This is a genomic window from Sulfitobacter sp. SH24, from assembly GCF_965641895.1.
GTDB lineage: Bacteria > Pseudomonadota > Alphaproteobacteria > Rhodobacterales > Rhodobacteraceae > Sulfitobacter > Sulfitobacter dubius.
In genome coordinates this window covers 1,411,369-1,425,601 of sequence record NZ_OZ282575.1, presented here as the reverse complement: position 1 = coordinate 1,425,601, position 14,233 = coordinate 1,411,369, and the positions used below count along the sequence as shown (strand labels likewise).

16 protein-coding genes are annotated in these 14,233 nt (G+C 61.0%); 8 read left to right on the top strand and 8 right to left on the bottom strand.

Annotation, left to right across the window (positions count from 1 at the left end; genetic code table 11):
* Nucleotides 1-5 precede the first annotated feature (5 nt).
* The gene (gene fabD / locus ACSQ16_RS09605; RefSeq protein WP_243260791.1) at nt 6-938 is read right to left on the bottom strand and encodes an ACP S-malonyltransferase; all 933 of its coding nucleotides are present in this window, start codon (nt 936-938) and stop codon (nt 6-8) included.
* 213 nt (nt 939-1,151) lie between these two features.
* Between fabD and rpsF the strand changes: the two genes are divergently transcribed.
* The 6 genes from rpsF to ACSQ16_RS09575 all read left to right on the top strand — a co-directional run bounded on the left by rpsF (nt 1,152) and on the right by ACSQ16_RS09575 (nt 5,485).
* On the top strand, nt 1,152-1,505 hold the full coding sequence (gene rpsF / locus ACSQ16_RS09600) for a 30S ribosomal protein S6 (RefSeq protein WP_007119975.1): 354 nt from the start codon (nt 1,152-1,154) through the stop codon (nt 1,503-1,505).
* Between the two features lie 28 nt (nt 1,506-1,533).
* Nucleotides 1,534-1,761: a 30S ribosomal protein S18 gene (gene rpsR, locus ACSQ16_RS09595; RefSeq protein ID WP_005852865.1), complete on the top strand. Its 228-nt coding sequence runs from the start codon at nt 1,534-1,536 to the stop codon at nt 1,759-1,761.
* A gap of 11 nt (nt 1,762-1,772) precedes the next feature.
* Nucleotides 1,773-2,399 (top strand): 50S ribosomal protein L9, encoded by a 627-nt coding sequence (gene rplI / locus ACSQ16_RS09590; protein ID WP_093925950.1) that lies wholly within the window; start codon nt 1,773-1,775, stop codon nt 2,397-2,399.
* A gap of 175 nt (nt 2,400-2,574) precedes the next feature.
* A complete protein-coding gene (locus ACSQ16_RS09585; RefSeq protein ID WP_243260792.1) occupies nt 2,575-2,841 on the top strand; it encodes a hypothetical protein in 267 nt (88 codons plus the stop codon).
* A gap of 127 nt (nt 2,842-2,968) precedes the next feature.
* Nucleotides 2,969-3,454, top strand: coding sequence for a transglycosylase SLT domain-containing protein (locus tag ACSQ16_RS09580; RefSeq protein WP_167360175.1), 486 nt, complete (start codon nt 2,969-2,971; stop codon nt 3,452-3,454).
* A gap of 72 nt (nt 3,455-3,526) precedes the next feature.
* A complete protein-coding gene (locus tag ACSQ16_RS09575; protein ID WP_093925948.1) occupies nt 3,527-5,485 on the top strand; it encodes a bifunctional 2',3'-cyclic-nucleotide 2'-phosphodiesterase/3'-nucleotidase in 1,959 nt (652 codons plus the stop codon).
* A gap of 207 nt (nt 5,486-5,692) precedes the next feature.
* Here the strand turns inward: ACSQ16_RS09575 and tig are convergent, their stop codons facing one another.
* The 3 genes from tig to ACSQ16_RS09560 all read right to left on the bottom strand — a co-directional run bounded on the left by tig (nt 5,693) and on the right by ACSQ16_RS09560 (nt 8,509).
* Complete coding sequence (gene tig / locus ACSQ16_RS09570) at nt 5,693-7,024, bottom strand: trigger factor (RefSeq protein WP_243260793.1); 1,332 nt, start codon at nt 7,022-7,024, stop codon at nt 5,693-5,695.
* 153 nt (nt 7,025-7,177) lie between these two features.
* The gene (locus ACSQ16_RS09565; protein ID WP_243260794.1) at nt 7,178-8,098 is read right to left on the bottom strand and encodes a calcium/sodium antiporter; all 921 of its coding nucleotides are present in this window, start codon (nt 8,096-8,098) and stop codon (nt 7,178-7,180) included.
* A gap of 126 nt (nt 8,099-8,224) precedes the next feature.
* Nucleotides 8,225-8,509, bottom strand: a complete 285-nt coding sequence (locus ACSQ16_RS09560) for a DUF2312 domain-containing protein (protein WP_067261835.1) — start codon at nt 8,507-8,509, stop codon at nt 8,225-8,227.
* A gap of 108 nt (nt 8,510-8,617) precedes the next feature.
* On the opposite strand from ACSQ16_RS09560, the gene ACSQ16_RS09555 reads away from it, so the two are divergent.
* Both ACSQ16_RS09555 and ACSQ16_RS09550 read left to right on the top strand, forming a co-directional pair.
* The gene (locus ACSQ16_RS09555; protein ID WP_243260795.1) at nt 8,618-8,857 is read left to right on the top strand and encodes a hypothetical protein; all 240 of its coding nucleotides are present in this window, start codon (nt 8,618-8,620) and stop codon (nt 8,855-8,857) included.
* Nucleotides 8,858-8,924: 67 nt separating this feature from the next.
* On the top strand, nt 8,925-9,347 hold the full coding sequence (locus ACSQ16_RS09550) for a TIGR01244 family sulfur transferase (protein ID WP_243260796.1): 423 nt from the start codon (nt 8,925-8,927) through the stop codon (nt 9,345-9,347).
* On the opposite strand, the gene ACSQ16_RS09545 is transcribed toward ACSQ16_RS09550, so the two are convergent.
* The 4 genes from ACSQ16_RS09545 to ACSQ16_RS09530 form a co-directional block, all read right to left on the bottom strand.
* Nucleotides 9,344-12,082 carry an ATP-binding protein gene (locus ACSQ16_RS09545; RefSeq protein WP_243260797.1) on the bottom strand — a complete coding sequence of 913 codons (2,739 nt, stop codon included), beginning with the start codon at nt 12,080-12,082 and terminating at the stop codon, nt 9,344-9,346. The two genes, ACSQ16_RS09550 and ACSQ16_RS09545, sit on opposite strands and share 4 nt — an antisense overlap.
* Nucleotides 12,082-12,384, bottom strand: coding sequence for a hypothetical protein (locus tag ACSQ16_RS09540; protein WP_093925943.1), 303 nt, complete (start codon nt 12,382-12,384; stop codon nt 12,082-12,084). Before ACSQ16_RS09540 ends, ACSQ16_RS09545 begins: the two co-directional genes overlap by 1 nt.
* 6 nt (nt 12,385-12,390) lie before the next feature.
* A complete protein-coding gene (locus tag ACSQ16_RS09535) occupies nt 12,391-12,759 on the bottom strand; it encodes a response regulator transcription factor (RefSeq protein WP_093925942.1) in 369 nt (122 codons plus the stop codon).
* Between the two features lie 115 nt (nt 12,760-12,874).
* On the bottom strand, nt 12,875-14,167 hold the full coding sequence (locus ACSQ16_RS09530; RefSeq protein WP_317406088.1) for a helix-turn-helix domain-containing protein: 1,293 nt from the start codon (nt 14,165-14,167) through the stop codon (nt 12,875-12,877).
* Between the last annotated feature and the right edge of the window lie 66 nt (nt 14,168-14,233).

Below are 14,233 nucleotides of genomic sequence, written 5' to 3'. Positions count from 1 at the left end.
GGGCGTTACGCCTCTTTCGCGGCTTTGACCTCATCCGGCGTGCCGATGCTGCGGGTGGCAAGCGACTTTTCGATCCGGCGGATCATGCCCGAGAGCGCCTTGCCCGCGCCGATCTCCCATGCTTCGGTGACACCCTGCGCGGCCATCCACTCAACCGAAGACCGCCAGCGTACCCGGCCCGTCACCTGCTCTACCAACAAGTCGCGAATCTTCGCGGCATCGGTGACCGCCTCGGCGGTGACATTCGCCACCAGCGGCACGGCGGGATCATTGAACGTGACCTCCCCCAAAGCGCGCGCCATCTCCTCAGCGGCAGGCCCCATCAGCGGGCAATGGAAAGGCGCAGAGACCGGCAGCAACAACGCGCGTTTCGCGCCTGCGTCCTTGGCCATCGCCACGGCACGCTCCACTGCGGCTTTGTGGCCCGACAATACGTTCTGGCTGGGGTCGTTCTCATTGGCGACCTGACAGACCTCGCCCTCGGCCGCGGCTTCGGCCAGCTTCTCGGTCTCTTCGATGCCAAGGCCAAGGATCGCAGCCATCGCGCCCTCACCCACTGGAACAGCGGCCTGCATCGCCTTGCCGCGAATGCGCAGCAACCGCGCGGAATCCGCCAGTGACAGCGACCCTGCGGCGCAAAGCGCGGAATACTCTCCAAGACTATGGCCCGCCACATAGGCCGCTTTGCCAACCTCGATCCCTTCGGACTTCAGCGCGGCCATCGCCGCCATAGACGTGGCCATCAACGCAGGCTGGGCGTTTTGCGTCAGTGTCAGCGTCTCAATATCCCCCTCCCAGATCAAGTCCGACAGTTTTTCACCAAGGGCGTCGTCGACTTCTTGGAAAACGGCGCGGGCTTCAGGATAGGCTTCAGCCAGATCGCGGCCCATGCCGATGGTCTGGGCACCTTGGCCCGGGAAAACGAATGCAATGCTCATGGTTGCGGCCTCTCTTATGCGTTTTGCCTGATGTATCCTCTGCGCCCCAGCCGAACAAGCCTTGCCGCAGGCGCTTGGGGCTTGCCGTGCGGCGCAAACCGTGTATACGGGCGCTTCCTTGCAAAGCATATGAACCGCGCAGACTCTCGTGGTGGGGCCGCAAGGATGAATGCCCCGCCTATGAAATGCGCCTTGATATAAATAGGAGTGCACATGCCGCTTTATGAGCATGTTATGATTGCGCGTCAGGACCTGTCCAACACGCAAGCAGAAGGCCTCATCGAACACTTTGGCACCGTCCTCGCGGACAACGACGGCAAGCTCGTCGACAGCGAGTACTGGGGCGTCAAAACGATGGCCTACAAGATCAACAAAAACCGCAAGGGCCACTATGCCTTCCTGCGTTCGGACGCACCTGCGACCGCCGTACAGGAAATGGAACGCCTGATGCGCCTGCATGATGACGTGATGCGCGTTCTGACCATCAAAGTTGATGAGCACAAAGAACTGCCGTCCGTACAGATGCAAAAGCGTGACGAGCGGCCCGACCGCCGCGAACGCCGTTGATCAACGCTTGAAAAAAAGGACTTAAATCATGGCTGCAAAACCATTTTTCCGTCGTCGTAAAGTGTGCCCCTTCTCGGGCGACAACGCTCCTGCGATTGACTACAAGGACACACGTCTGCTGCAACGCTACATCTCTGAGCGTGGCAAGATCGTTCCTTCCCGTATCACCGCCGTATCGGCCAAGAAACAACGCGAACTGGCCCGTGCCATCAAACGCGCTCGTTTCCTCGCCCTGCTGCCCTACGCCGTTAAGTAAGGAGAGAGCACATGCAAGTTATCCTTCTGGAACGTGTGGCCAAACTGGGCCAGATGGGCGAAGTCGTGGACGTAAAGTCTGGCTACGCTCGCAACTATCTTCTGCCCCAAGGCAAAGCGCTGTCGGCCTCCAAAGCCAACGTCGAAGCCTTTGAAGGTCAGAAAGCTCAGCTTGAGGCGCAAAACCTCGAGACCAAAAAAGAAGCCGAAGCCATGGCCGAAAAGCTGAACGGTCAGCAATTCGTCGTGATTCGCTCTGCTTCCGACGCTGGCGCGCTTTATGGTTCCGTCACCACCCGTGACGCCGCCGAAGCCGCCACCGAAGAAGGTTTCTCGGTTGACCGCAAGCAGGTCGTTCTGGGCCAGCCCATCAAGTATCTGGGCGTCCACGAAGTGCAGGTCGTTCTGCACCCCGAAGTGACCGCCACAATCGAGCTGAACGTCGCACGTTCGCCCGAAGAGGCCGAGCTTCAGGCATCCGGCAAATCGATTCAGGAATTGGCCGCCGAAGAGGAAGCCGCTGCTGAATTTGAAATCTCCGAACTGTTTGACGACATCGGTTCCGCCGCTGACGAAGACGGTGACTCGGACGTTGTGCGCACCCCCGAGGGCGACGCACAGGACGACAGCAACAGCTGATCCGTCCGTCAGAGCTAAATTTGAACGCCGTGCGGTCCTCCGCGCGGCGTTTTCGTATTGCTGCCCCTCTCCGCAGCCCGGCGACAGAAGCCCCCCTGCAAAAACGACCAAATGTGTGGTATAATGCCCTCATTCAGCATGGAGGACGACACATGCGATACATCACCATTACCACTTGGGAAATCGCCGACGGGCAGACTATGATGTCGCTCTCAGCGCGATCAAAGAGAAACGCCTGCCCGCACTCAAAGACTTCGGTGCCAGCCGCATCGCCGTGGTACGCACCACTGGTCGGACCAGCGCCGTCATCACCGAATGGCCAGATAAAGCCACGCGCGACGCTGCCGAGCTTAAAATCGACGAGGTGCGCCGTTCAGTAAGGCGCGAAGATCAAAGCCGCATGACAGGCGAAATGAAAGGCGAAATCGTCGCTGATGTCTGAACATGGCGAAAAGCCGCGCTTTGCGCCTGAACCGCTTGGCAAGGGGTCGCGTATGCTGGACCATGACGCTTGCCCTTGAGGCCCCTTGGGGCGATCTTCGCGCCGATATAACAAGCCCCGGTGCACCATGCCACAGACCACACGCCGCATGTTCCTCTCTTTCATTGCCGCTACTGCTCTCACCGCCTGCAACGCAGCCCCTATGGTGTCACCAGAGCCCCCGCAGCGCCCCGCCCTGCCCCTGCACCCGAACGAGACGCCTGAACTGCGGCGCAAGATCAACCACTGGGCCGATTTCTACGACCTCCCGCGCCCATTGGTTCACCGTTTGGCAATCCGCGAAAGCACCCATAACCCCCGTGCCCGCAACGGCCCCTACTATGGCTTGATGCAAATCTTGCCTGCCACGGCCCGTTCAATGGGTTTCCAAGGCAGTTCGTCTGACCTTTTGGATGCAGACACCAATCTGAAATACGCGCTGAAATACCTTCGCGGCGCTTGGCTTTTGTCTGACGGAGACCACGGCACCGCCATCAAATGGTACGCACGTGGCTATTATTACGAAGCCAAGAAACGCGGTATGCTAGTGGAAACCGGCCTGCGCGATGGGTGATTAATTTTCGGGCTTGCAACGGCCTCTCCCTTCGCCGCAGGTATGAGGTAACGCTGACAAAGGAATGCCCGCATGACCCTTCGCCTTAACCGCCGTCACTTCTTAGCCGGTTCTGCCGGGCTGTTGGCCCTGCATCCGTTTTCGCTCCGCGCTGCGGCCAATCAGGCGCATTTGCGGCTGATGGAAACGACAGACCTGCATGTGCACGTCTTTCCCTACGACTATTACGCCGACAAGGAGGTCGACACCGTGGGCCTTGCCCGCACCGCGAGCATCGTCAAATCGATCCGCGCCGAAGCGACCAATACGCTGATGCTCGACAACGGGGATTTCCTGCAAGGCAACCCAATGGGCGATTACATCGCCTATGAGCGCGGCATGAAAGAGGGTGACATGCACCCGGTCATCCAAGCGATGAACACGCTCGGTTTTGATGCCTCCACCTTAGGCAACCATGAATTCAACTATGGGCTCGATTTCCTGATGAAATCGCTCGCCGGTGCCGATTTTCCCGTGGTCAGCGCCAATGTCGTTAAAAAGACAGGTGCCAAGCCCAGCGACGATGAAACGCTGGTGAAGCCCTATGTCCTGCTTGACCGAAAGCTGACCGATGGCGCGGGCGCGGAACATAGCATCAAGATCGGCATCATCGGCTTTGTCCCGCCGCAGATCATGGCATGGGACCGCCGCCACCTAGAAGGCAAGGTACAGGCGCGCGACATCCTTGAGGCCGCCCGCTCGTGGGTGCCGCAAATGAAAGAGGCCGGAGCCGACATCATCATCGCGCTGTCGCACTCCGGCATCGGCGCGGCCAAAGAAGAAGACCTGATGGAGAACGCCTCGGTCCCGCTGGCCGCTGTCGAAGGGATCGATGCGATCATGACCGGGCACAGTCACCTCGTCTTCCCCTCAGGCACCTATGCCGACTATCCGGGCGTCGATGTGAGCAAGGGCACGATCCACGGCAAACCCGCCACGATGGGCGGCTTCTGGGGCAGCCACCTTGGCCTGATCGACCTGATGCTCGAACGTGATGGCAACGGATGGCGCATTGCCAGCCACAGCGCCGAGGCCCGCGCGATCTCGCAGCGCAACGAAGACCGTTCAGTCTTGCCGCTGGTGGAAAGCGATCCTGAAATCCTTGCTTCAGTGCAGCAAGAACATGACGAAACACTCGCCTATGTCCGCCGCGCCGTGGGTAAGACTGACGCAAACCTGCACAGCTATTTCGCGCTGGTGGCCGATGACCCTTCGGTGCAGATCGTCTCAAACGCGCAGACGTGGTATATTGAACAAATGCTCAAGGGGACCGAGCATGAGGGTCTGCCGATCCTGTCAGCCGCCGCGCCCTTCAAGGCCGGAGGGCGGGGTGGACCGGAGTATTACACCGATGTGCCCAAGGGCGATGTGGCTATCAAAAATGTCGCCGACCTCTACCTCTACCCCAACACCGCCCGCGCCGTGCGGGTGACCGGTGCACAGGTCAAAGACTGGCTGGAGCGGTCTGCTGGTATGTTCAATCAGATTACCCCCGGCGAGCAGGACCAACCCCTGCTCAGCGACAGCTTCCCCAGCTACAACTTCGATGTCATCGACGGGGTGAGTTACCAGATTGACCTAAGCCAACCGTCCAAGTTCGGCCCCGAGGGTGAAGTGCAAAACTCCGATGCCAACCGCATCACCAATCTGGAGTTCGACGGTCAACCGATTGACCCCAAATCTGAATTTATCATTGCCACCAACAACTACCGCGCAGGCGGGGGCGGCGCGTTTCCCGGCGCGAAGGGCGATACAATCGTCTTTGAAGGGCCAGATACAAACCGCGATGTGATCGTCCGCTACATTGTTGAGAAAGGCACCATCAGCCCACGTGCCGACGCCAACTGGCGCTTTGCACCGTTGGAGAACACCAGCGTCTTGTTTGAAACGGGACCAAAGGCTGCCGACTATCTGGATGAGGTGACCGGCGTGGAGATGGAGCAGGTGCGCGATACCGATACTGGTTTCGCCCAGTTCCGCATCACTCTGTAAGGCAGGTACTCAAGGTATCGCCCTCCGCGCCGGGGCGATACCAATTTGCGCATCTCACATCCGTAAAGGGTGCCGTCAGCCCCCTTGCGTGATTGCGCCTCGTGGTTCCCCCGTCTGGAACAGCGATAAGTTTCCACACCACTCCAAAACGAAACAGGGGCGACGGTAAACCGTCGCCCCTGCCCCAAATTCGATCTACGAGAAGACTTATTCGTCTTCCAGTTCCTCAACAGCTTTTTGAAGCTCGTCTTTGGAGATCTCTTTCTCGGTCACTTTGGCTTGCTCAACAACGTGATCGACAACCTTGTCTTCAAAGATCGGCGCACGCATTTGCTGCTGCATCTGCTGGTTTTGCTGCACGAACTCAAAGAACTGACGCTCTTGACCCGGGTACTGACGCGCCTGGTTCATGATCGCTTGGGTCATCTCGGCGTCGGTCACCTGAACCTCGGCCTTTTGACCCAGTTCGGCCAGCAACAGGCCAAGACGGACGCGGCGCTCGGCCAATGTCTTGTGCTCGTCTGTCGGCTCGATCTCGGGGTGATCGTGGCCTTCTACGTCAGGGTTTTCCTCGTGCCACAGCTGATGCGCGATCTGCTTGGCTTCGGCGTCAACCAGCGACGGCGGCAGGTCAAAGCTGACCTCTTTGTCCAGCGCGTCCAGCAGGTTACGCTTCATCACAGCGCGCGAAGCACCGGCATATTCCGCTTCCAGACGCTCAGCGATCTGACCTTTCAGCGCGTCGAGATCCTCGGCACCGAATTTCTTGGCCATCTCGTCGTTCACTTCAGCGGCGACGGGCTCTTTCACTTCTTTGACGGTGCAAGCGAATGTCGCTTCCTTACCGGCCAAGTGGGCAGCCTGATACTCTTCGGGGAAGTTCACGACGACGGACTTTTCTTCGCCCGCCTTCACGCCGACCAACTGCTCTTCGAAGCCGGGGATGAAGGAGTTGGAGCCCAGCACCAGCGGGTAATCTTCCGCCGCACCGCCTTCGAATTCTTCACCGTCTACGGAGCCTTTGAAGTCGATCACAACCTGATCGCCATCTTCCGCCTTGGCACCCTCTTTGCGGGCCTTAAAATCCTGCGCGGTTTCGGCAAGGCTTGCCAGCGCTTCTTCGACGGCGGCGTCATCGGCCTTAACGACCATCTTTTCCAGCTCGATCTTGCTCAGATCAACTTCTGGAATTTCGGGCAGTTTTTCGTAAGCCATGGAAACTTCGACGTCATCGCCTTCTTTCCAGTCTTCGTTGGTCATTTTGACTTCGGGCTGCATCGCGGGGCGATCGCCGGATTTTTCAAAATGCTCTGCCATGGCGCCGTCGATGCTTTCCTGCATCGCTTCGCCCATGATCCGCTGGCCGAACTGCTTTTTCAGCAGTGCCATCGGAACCTTGCCCTTGCGGAAGCCCTTCATTTCGACTTCGGGCTGCGCTTCGGCCAGCTTTTCGTTGACCTTGGCTTCCAGTTCGGCGGCGGTCACGGTGATGTTGTAACCGCGTTTCAGACCTTCGTTCAGCGTCTCGTTGACCTGCATGTGTGCTCCATAGGGTAAGGCCGCGCAGCCGGGGCGCGGGCGAAAATTTGTGTCCTTCTATGGGTGTTGATCCGCCTGCGCAAGGGGGTCCGCGGCCATCGCGCCACATCCGCAGAAATCGGCCCCACCCCCGTGCAACGCCTGCCGACAGCCTTAGATCAAAAGCACACCGATGTAGCCCGCATAGGCCAAGGCAAAGACCGCGCCCCGCCCGCGCGTCACACTCCCGCCAAACGCGGCGCAGCCAATCAAAGCCAGCGTGGCCGCGAGCATGACCCAGATGTCGAGCGTGGCAATCTGCGTAGCCACACCGACCGGCTGGATCACCGCCGTAATCCCAAGCACACCAAGAATGTTAAAGATATTGGAGCCGACTACATTGCCCAGAGCCACATCGCTCTGCCCGCGGCGTGCCGCGATGACCGAGGTTACAAGTTCCGGCATGGAGGTGCCCACGGCCACGATGGTCAAGCCAATGACCGCCTCAGAGAGCCCTACGGCCTGCGCCAACGCCACCGCCCCGGTCACCAGAAACCGCGCCGAAAGGATCGTCAGCACCAGCCCCCCCAAAAGCCAAAGCAGCGACAGCCCCATCGGTGCGTGATCCGGCAGGGCCTCGATGGTCTGCAGGCTGCTGCGATCACTCCGGAAGGTGTAAATTAAATACCCCGCGAGCCCGACGATACAGATCAACCCGGCCACACGGTCAACGCGCCCCAAAAGCACCGCCCCCAAACAAAGCACGCTCGCCGCCAACATGACGGATCCATCGCGGGCAAAGCTGCCCCGATTAATCGCAAAGGGCGCGATCAGCGCGGCAATGCCTAGAATCAGTAGGATATTCGCGATGTTCGACCCGACGACGTTGCCAAGCGCGATGTCCGGCGCACCCAGCATCGCGGCTTGGACCGAAGTCACCAGTTCAGGGGTTGAGGTGCCAAAGCCCACGATTGTCAAACCGATAACCAGCGGCGACAGCCCAACCCTTTGTGCCAGTGCCACGGCACCGCGCACCAAATACTCTCCACCGAGCACGAGACCCAGCAAACCGCCGAGTACAAACAAAATGTTCACGAGAAAATCTCACCGGTCTCACACCATCGGGCGTCGCGGAGACCGCGCAGACGCCCGATGCAAATGGGCATGGCCCGGAGGCGTTCAAGGCCGCGCGGAAAATTCAGTTCCGCTGCGGCCCGGCGCTCACATGCCCAAAGCTTCTTTGTACATTTCCATCACCGCTTCTTCTTCGGCGATGTCGTCCTTGTCGCGCTTGCGCAGGGCAATCACTTTACGAAGCACCTTGGTGTCGTAACCGCGCGATTTCGCTTCGGCCATGACCTCTTTTTGCTGTTCAGCGAGGTCTTTCTTCTCTGCGTCCAAACGCTCGATCCGCTCCACAAACTGGCGCAGCTCGTTGGCTGTCACGCGGTAAGTGGCATCGCCTTGGGATTCGACGACGTCGGGGTTGGTGCTGGTATCGCTCATGGGAAGTCCTCACGGAATGGCTGGCTCTGGCGGGTGTGACTACAGGCTGCACGCCCAGCCCGCAAGCGGGACTTGCCCCCCTTGGCGGTTTGGCGTAGCTCTGCCGCCATGGAAAGCGCAAACACATCTATTTTCGATCTCATGGTCTGGGGCGGCGCGGGTCTGTCCCTTCTGGGATTGCTCGGTCTTGGCTTGTGTATCATCAAAGTGAGCCGCGCCAAACGCGCCCAGCTTGACGATGAGGCGATGCGCGTTGTGTTGCGCAAAGTGGTGCCGTTGAACATGGGCGCGCTGTTTTTGTCGGTCATCGGGCTGATGCTGGTAATTCTCGGGATTTCTCTGGGCTGATCGGCGGGCTGCTGCGGCAGGTTGCAGCGGTGCTGGACAGGGCCGTTGCATCTGCTTAAATCGACGCATGGATATTCGCCAAATCACCCCCCGCTATTTCGTCGCCCCGCAGATCGAGCCCGGTGACATGGAAAGCCTGCGCGCCCAAGGCATCACCCGCATTCTGTGCAACCGCCCCGACGCGGAAGTGCCGCCCAGCCACCAAGCCGCCGCCATGCGCGAAGCGGCTGAGGCGGCAGGCATCGCCTTTGCCGAACAGCCCCTGACCCATCAGACCATGACCCCCGATGTCATTGCCAACAACCGCGCCCTTGGCGTCGATACGAACGATACCGTGCTGGCCTATTGCGCCTCCGGCACCCGTTCGACCATCGCTTGGGCCTTGGGCCAAGCCGGCGAGATGGACAGCGATGCGATCATCGAGGCCGCGCGTCAAGGGGGCTATGACCTTGAAAACATGCGCCCGATGCTGGGCCAGAGCTACAGCTAAGACCGCGCATCAGCCCCGACCGCGGGGCCGGTGTCTTTTGCAGTCGCTGTCAGGACGCTCTGCGGCAATTGCACCCGGAAGGCCGTGCCGGGCACATCCCGCAGGAAGCTGATCTCGCCGCCCAAGCGGCACATGATCTCTCGGCAGATGGCAAGGCCAAGGCCCGCGCCATCGCCCTCGCCCGTGATGCGCGAAAATTTCTCGAAAATCAGCGCTTCTGAGCCTGCGTCGATCCCGTGGCCGTTGTCGACGAAATCGATCACCAGCCCCTGCGCCGTGACCTGTGCCGAGATCACCAATTGCGGCTGATCGGCAGCGCAGTATTTGCGCGCATTGGTAACAAGGTTGATGAACACCTGAACCAGCCGGTCGAGGTCGCTCGTCAGGGTGATATCCTCAGCCTGAGCATCGCGCAGCACCTCAAGCGGTCGCGTGGCCCCGGCCTGCGCCGTGGTCACCGCCAGATCGAGCAGGTCGCGCAGGTTGCCCTCCCGCTGGTTCAGCGTCACCTGCCCGTTCTCCAGCACAGACAGGTCCAGCAGATCGTCCAAGAGCCGCGTCAGGCGGATCGTCTCACTGTGGATGATCGTGGCATAGCGATTCTTATCCGCGTCCGTGAGGCCCGGCGCATCGCGCAGAATCTCCGAAAACGACCGGATCGAGGTCATCGGCGTGCGCAACTCATGGCTGATCTGGCTGAGAAAACTGTCCTTTTGCAGCGACAACTGGGTGAGCTTTTCATTCGCCGCGCGTAGCTGCGCCGCCGTTTCGGTCAACTCCCGCGATTTGGCCTCAAGCTGGCTGGAATACTCCAACATTTGCGCGGATTCGTCGGCCACGGCGAGCAGGTCCTGCACCGAAACAGACGCTCCGCCCACGATCTGTGCCACCATCGCATGTGCCGTGGCCGCGCCGACGGAGGCCGCCAATTCTCGCTCCAACGCCTGTACGAATCGCGGCGTGGGTTCCGGCAGGCGTTGCCCATGCCCTTGCCGTTCCGCTTCTCGCGCAAAGAACGCCTGCGCCTCCGTCGCGCCCAAGATCCGCTGCGCCATGATCATCAGGTCTTCGCTGCCCGCGACTGAGGCCGTCCACCCCCGCGCCGGGCCGGAATGGTCAAAAACATTTACGAACTGCGCCCCCTGAAGCCGCTCCAGCGGTGCAGGAAAGCTGAATAGAGAGACGACCACGAAAACCAGCGTATTGAGCGCAAGGCTCCAGACCACCGCATGGACGGTCGGATCAATCCCGGCGATGCCAAAGAGCGCCTCGGGACGTAGCCATGCCAGCCCCCACAGCCCGCGCTCCAAAGTCGCGCTCGACAATGCCACATCCGCGCCAAAACTGGGCAGCAGCATGGTGAAGACCCACAGCACAAAGCCCGTGCCAAGCCCGCAAAGCGCGCCGGTCCGCGTGGCCCCGCGCCATAGCACGCCGCCCAACATGGCGGGCAAAAACTGCGCCACCCCGCCGAAGGAGATCGTGCCAATCGCCGCCAACGCCCCGCTGCCGCCCGAGGCGCGGTAGTAGAGGTAGCCCAAGCCGACCACGCAAAAGATCGACAGCCGCCGCGCTAGGATCACGATATTGCGCACGTCACCCGACTGCGTCGCCCCATCGCGCCGAAACGCCAGCCAGATCGGCATGACGATATGGTTGCTGACCATGGTCGACAGTGCCAGTGTGGCGACAATCACCATCGAGGTGGCTGACGAAAAACCGCCCAAGAAAGACAGCATCGCCAGCCCGTTCTGCCCCTGGCTAAGCGGCAGGCTCAGCACAAACAGATCGGGGTTCGAGCCTTCGGGCATCAGGTCCAGCCCCACCACCGCGATCGGCACGACGAAAAGGCTCATCAACATCATATAAAGCGGGAAGGCCCAGCTGGCGATCTGCAACTGGCGCTCGTCGTCATTCTCGACCACCATCACCTGAAACATGCGCGGCAGGCACAAAAGCGCGGCCCCCGAAAGGACCGTCAGCGCGGCCCAACGGCTGCCTTGGACTTCCCATTGGCCGATGTCCGAGGCATCGATCCGCGCCAAAGCCTCACTCAAGCCTCCGGCCAGCCCCCAGATCACGTAGATACCGACCGCCACCAGTGCCAGCAGCTTCACCACCGCCTCAACCGCGATGGCGATGACAACGCCGTGGTGCCGCTCGTTCACGTTCAGGTTCCGCGTGCCGAAAAGCACCGTAAACAGTGTCAGCCCCGCCGCCACCCACAGGGCAGCCTGCCCACGGTTGATCACATCGCCTCCCGCTTCGGCCAGCGGCACATCCGCGGCGGCAAAAATGGACAGAGACAAGATAACCGACTGTAATTGCAGCGCGATATAGGGTGTCACGCCAATCACGGCCATGACCGTCACCACAATTGCCAACGTGTTTGACTTGCCGTAGCGCGAAGAAATCAGGTCGGCGATAGAGGTCACCCGATGGCTCCGCCCGATCCGCACCAAACGCCGCAGCCCCCACCACCAACCGATCATCACCAGCGACGGGCCAAGGTAAATCGTCACATACTCCAACCCCGAACGCGCGGCATAGCCCACCGCGCCATAAAAGGTCCAAGCGGTGCAATAGATCGACAGGGACAGGGTATAGACCAGTGGCGAGCGCAGCAGCCAGCCGCCCTGCCCGCGCAGGGCCGCGCGTTCGGCGGCAAAGGCCACGATGAACAGCCCCGCGACATACATCAGGCAAACCGCGACCAACTGGTTGAGCGACACCATCAGCGCGGCCCGTCTTTGGTATCGGCACCCCCGTCCGACGCCACATCCCGCGTGCGCCGCCAGAGCGCCCAAGTCGCCAAGATCAGCAACGCCCAAACCCCGAAGAGATAGCGCAGTGCCACGCTCATAGCGATTGTCGGCTCGGTGGGTTCGGGGGTGGCGTCAGGCAGGATCTCTGGCACGGGCCAGAGTAGCGGCACCATCCACAGCATCAGCCCCAAAAACGGCAGCAGCCGCACCGCATCCATCATGCGCCGCTGGCGGTAGCCGCGTTTTTCCAGAAAGATCGGAGAGCGGGGCATGGCGGGTTAACTGGCGATCAGGTCGCGCACCGCGTCCAGCATCTCTGAGTTCGAAAACGGCTTGGTCATAAAGCGACTGACCCCGGCCTTTTCGGCCATGGCGCGGTCCCGGCTTTGGCCCCGCGCGGTCAGCATCAAGACCGGCAAGGTCTCCATTGCCGGGTCACCGCGCAGTTCATCAAGTATCTCAAAACCGCTCTTGCCCGGCAGCATTACATCCAGCATCACCAGATCGGGCGATGCCTTGCGGATCACCTCAACCGCGCCCGATCCATTGGCAAGCGTCTCCACACGCCAGCCCTCTTGGCCCAACAAAAAGCGGATGGCCTCGGCGATATTCACCTCGTCCTCCACCAGAACTACGAGTTTGCTCATCGGCAAAAAGTCTCCCCCCTCGGTGTGCGACCGCCCCGTCTTGTTGCGGGGTCTCGCGCACCGGGGCGAGCATGCATCGGTTTGGCAGCCCTGTCAAAAACTGCCTGAGCGCCTGTTAGATTCCGTCGCGCAGGATCGACGGCTCACGCCGTGCGCGGCATCCCTCCACCGGACAAATGCGGCAGGTTGCGCCCACGGGCTGCGCAGGTGCCGCCCCCGACGGCACCGGTAAAAGCAACATGACCGATTGGCTCAAGGGCGGCGTGTTATAGGCGGCAGCGGCTTGAACCTCGCAGGTCGCGATCGCCTCGAACTGCGCCTGCCCCCGGCCCATCTGCATGACGCGGGATTTCATCACCAGCCCCGGCTGACCCTGCACCGCGAACAGCGGCCAAAGCGGGCAACAGGCGCCAAAGCGCGGCACGGTGAACCCTTCGACGGATTTGGCAAATGTCACACTGCCTGCGCGATCACAGACCACCAACCCCGCGCCAAGATCGGGCAGCGAGGCCAAGCGGCGCAGCACCCGCCCCATCGGTTGCTCCAGCGCCTGTGCAAGTCGTGCCGGATCATGTCCCCGCTCGGCCACTGCCCCCTCTAAACGGTTCAAAGGCAGCGCCGCCGCGTCCCGCGCAATCTGCTGCAACACCCCCGTTGCGATATGCCGCGCGGCTTTGGTTTTGAGCGCCTCAGCCTCCCCTACAAGGGCTGCAATCGCATCCTGCGGCGTGTCAGCCTGTTCCAGCGCGTCAAAACGGTAGTCATGCGCGGCGAGGAAGGTTTCCACCTCCGCCTGCGGGGAATGAGCCACCTCGCGAGTCTCGGCGGAATTGTCAAAATAGGTCACAAGTGCCTGCGCACTGTCGGACAAACGGCGGCTATCCTCGTGAATGTTCGCATGAAACCGGTCGCGCCATTCGGGCTGCAGACTGTCCGTCTCCGCCAAAATCGAGGCGGTTGATCGGATTGCGGCGGCGGTGCTGAGCAGCTCGTGCATTGACGTGGCAAGCTGCGGATCATGGGCCAACCGGTCTGACAACGCCTCTACCGTCTGCTCCAACGCATCAATGCGCCGCTGGCTGGTGGCGAGCACTTTGGCCCAGCCCGGGAAACGCCCTGCGAATTCGTCAGCGCGGTCGCCCTCCGGCCCCATCAGCCCTGCATCCTCAGCCGCTTCGCGCAGCGCGGCGATCAGCGCGGCTTCGGCCCCTTCGGTCAGCGCCTGCGGCTCCACCCCAAGCGCATGGGCGATGTTGAGCAAGAGTTTCCCGCCGATTCTGCGTCGGTTGTGTTCGATCAGATTGAGGTAACTGGCCGAGATACCGCTTTGCTGCGCCAACTCAGCTTGCTTCACCCCCGCCATCACCCGCCGCTCACGGATGCGGCTGCCGGTCAGCCCCTCACGCATGAGGTCGCTCCGCGCGTGATTTCGCCCGTTGTTTCAAGGTCTTTCTGCGGCGCAACATCATGTTAT

Bases quoted from the DNA above. Each gene is read 5' to 3' on its own strand.
- tig (WP_243260793.1), bottom strand. From the start codon at position 7,024: ATGCAGGTCAACGAGACGCTGAACGAAGGTCTGAAACGCGGTTACAAC.
- ACSQ16_RS09540 (WP_093925943.1), bottom strand. From the start codon at position 12,384: ATGCCCCGCTCTCCGATCTTTCTGGAAAAACGCGGCTACCGCCAGCGG.
- rpsR (WP_005852865.1), top strand. From the start codon at position 1,534: ATGGCTGCAAAACCATTTTTCCGTCGTCGTAAAGTGTGCCCCTTCTCG.
- ACSQ16_RS09550 (WP_243260796.1), top strand. From the start codon at position 8,925: ATGGATATTCGCCAAATCACCCCCCGCTATTTCGTCGCCCCGCAGATC.
- ACSQ16_RS09530 (WP_317406088.1), bottom strand. From the start codon at position 14,167: ATGCGTGAGGGGCTGACCGGCAGCCGCATCCGTGAGCGGCGGGTGATG.
- ACSQ16_RS09535 (WP_093925942.1), bottom strand. From the start codon at position 12,759: ATGAGCAAACTCGTAGTTCTGGTGGAGGACGAGGTGAATATCGCCGAG.
- ACSQ16_RS09575 (WP_093925948.1), top strand. From the start codon at position 3,527: ATGACCCTTCGCCTTAACCGCCGTCACTTCTTAGCCGGTTCTGCCGGG.
- rpsF (WP_007119975.1), top strand. From the start codon at position 1,152: ATGCCGCTTTATGAGCATGTTATGATTGCGCGTCAGGACCTGTCCAAC.
- ACSQ16_RS09555 (WP_243260795.1), top strand. From the start codon at position 8,618: ATGGAAAGCGCAAACACATCTATTTTCGATCTCATGGTCTGGGGCGGC.
- rplI (WP_093925950.1), top strand. From the start codon at position 1,773: ATGCAAGTTATCCTTCTGGAACGTGTGGCCAAACTGGGCCAGATGGGC.
- ACSQ16_RS09580 (WP_167360175.1), top strand. From the start codon at position 2,969: ATGCCACAGACCACACGCCGCATGTTCCTCTCTTTCATTGCCGCTACT.
- fabD (WP_243260791.1), bottom strand. From the start codon at position 938: ATGAGCATTGCATTCGTTTTCCCGGGCCAAGGTGCCCAGACCATCGGC.
- ACSQ16_RS09545 (WP_243260797.1), bottom strand. From the start codon at position 12,082: ATGGTGTCGCTCAACCAGTTGGTCGCGGTTTGCCTGATGTATGTCGCG.
- ACSQ16_RS09560 (WP_067261835.1), bottom strand. From the start codon at position 8,509: ATGAGCGATACCAGCACCAACCCCGACGTCGTCGAATCCCAAGGCGAT.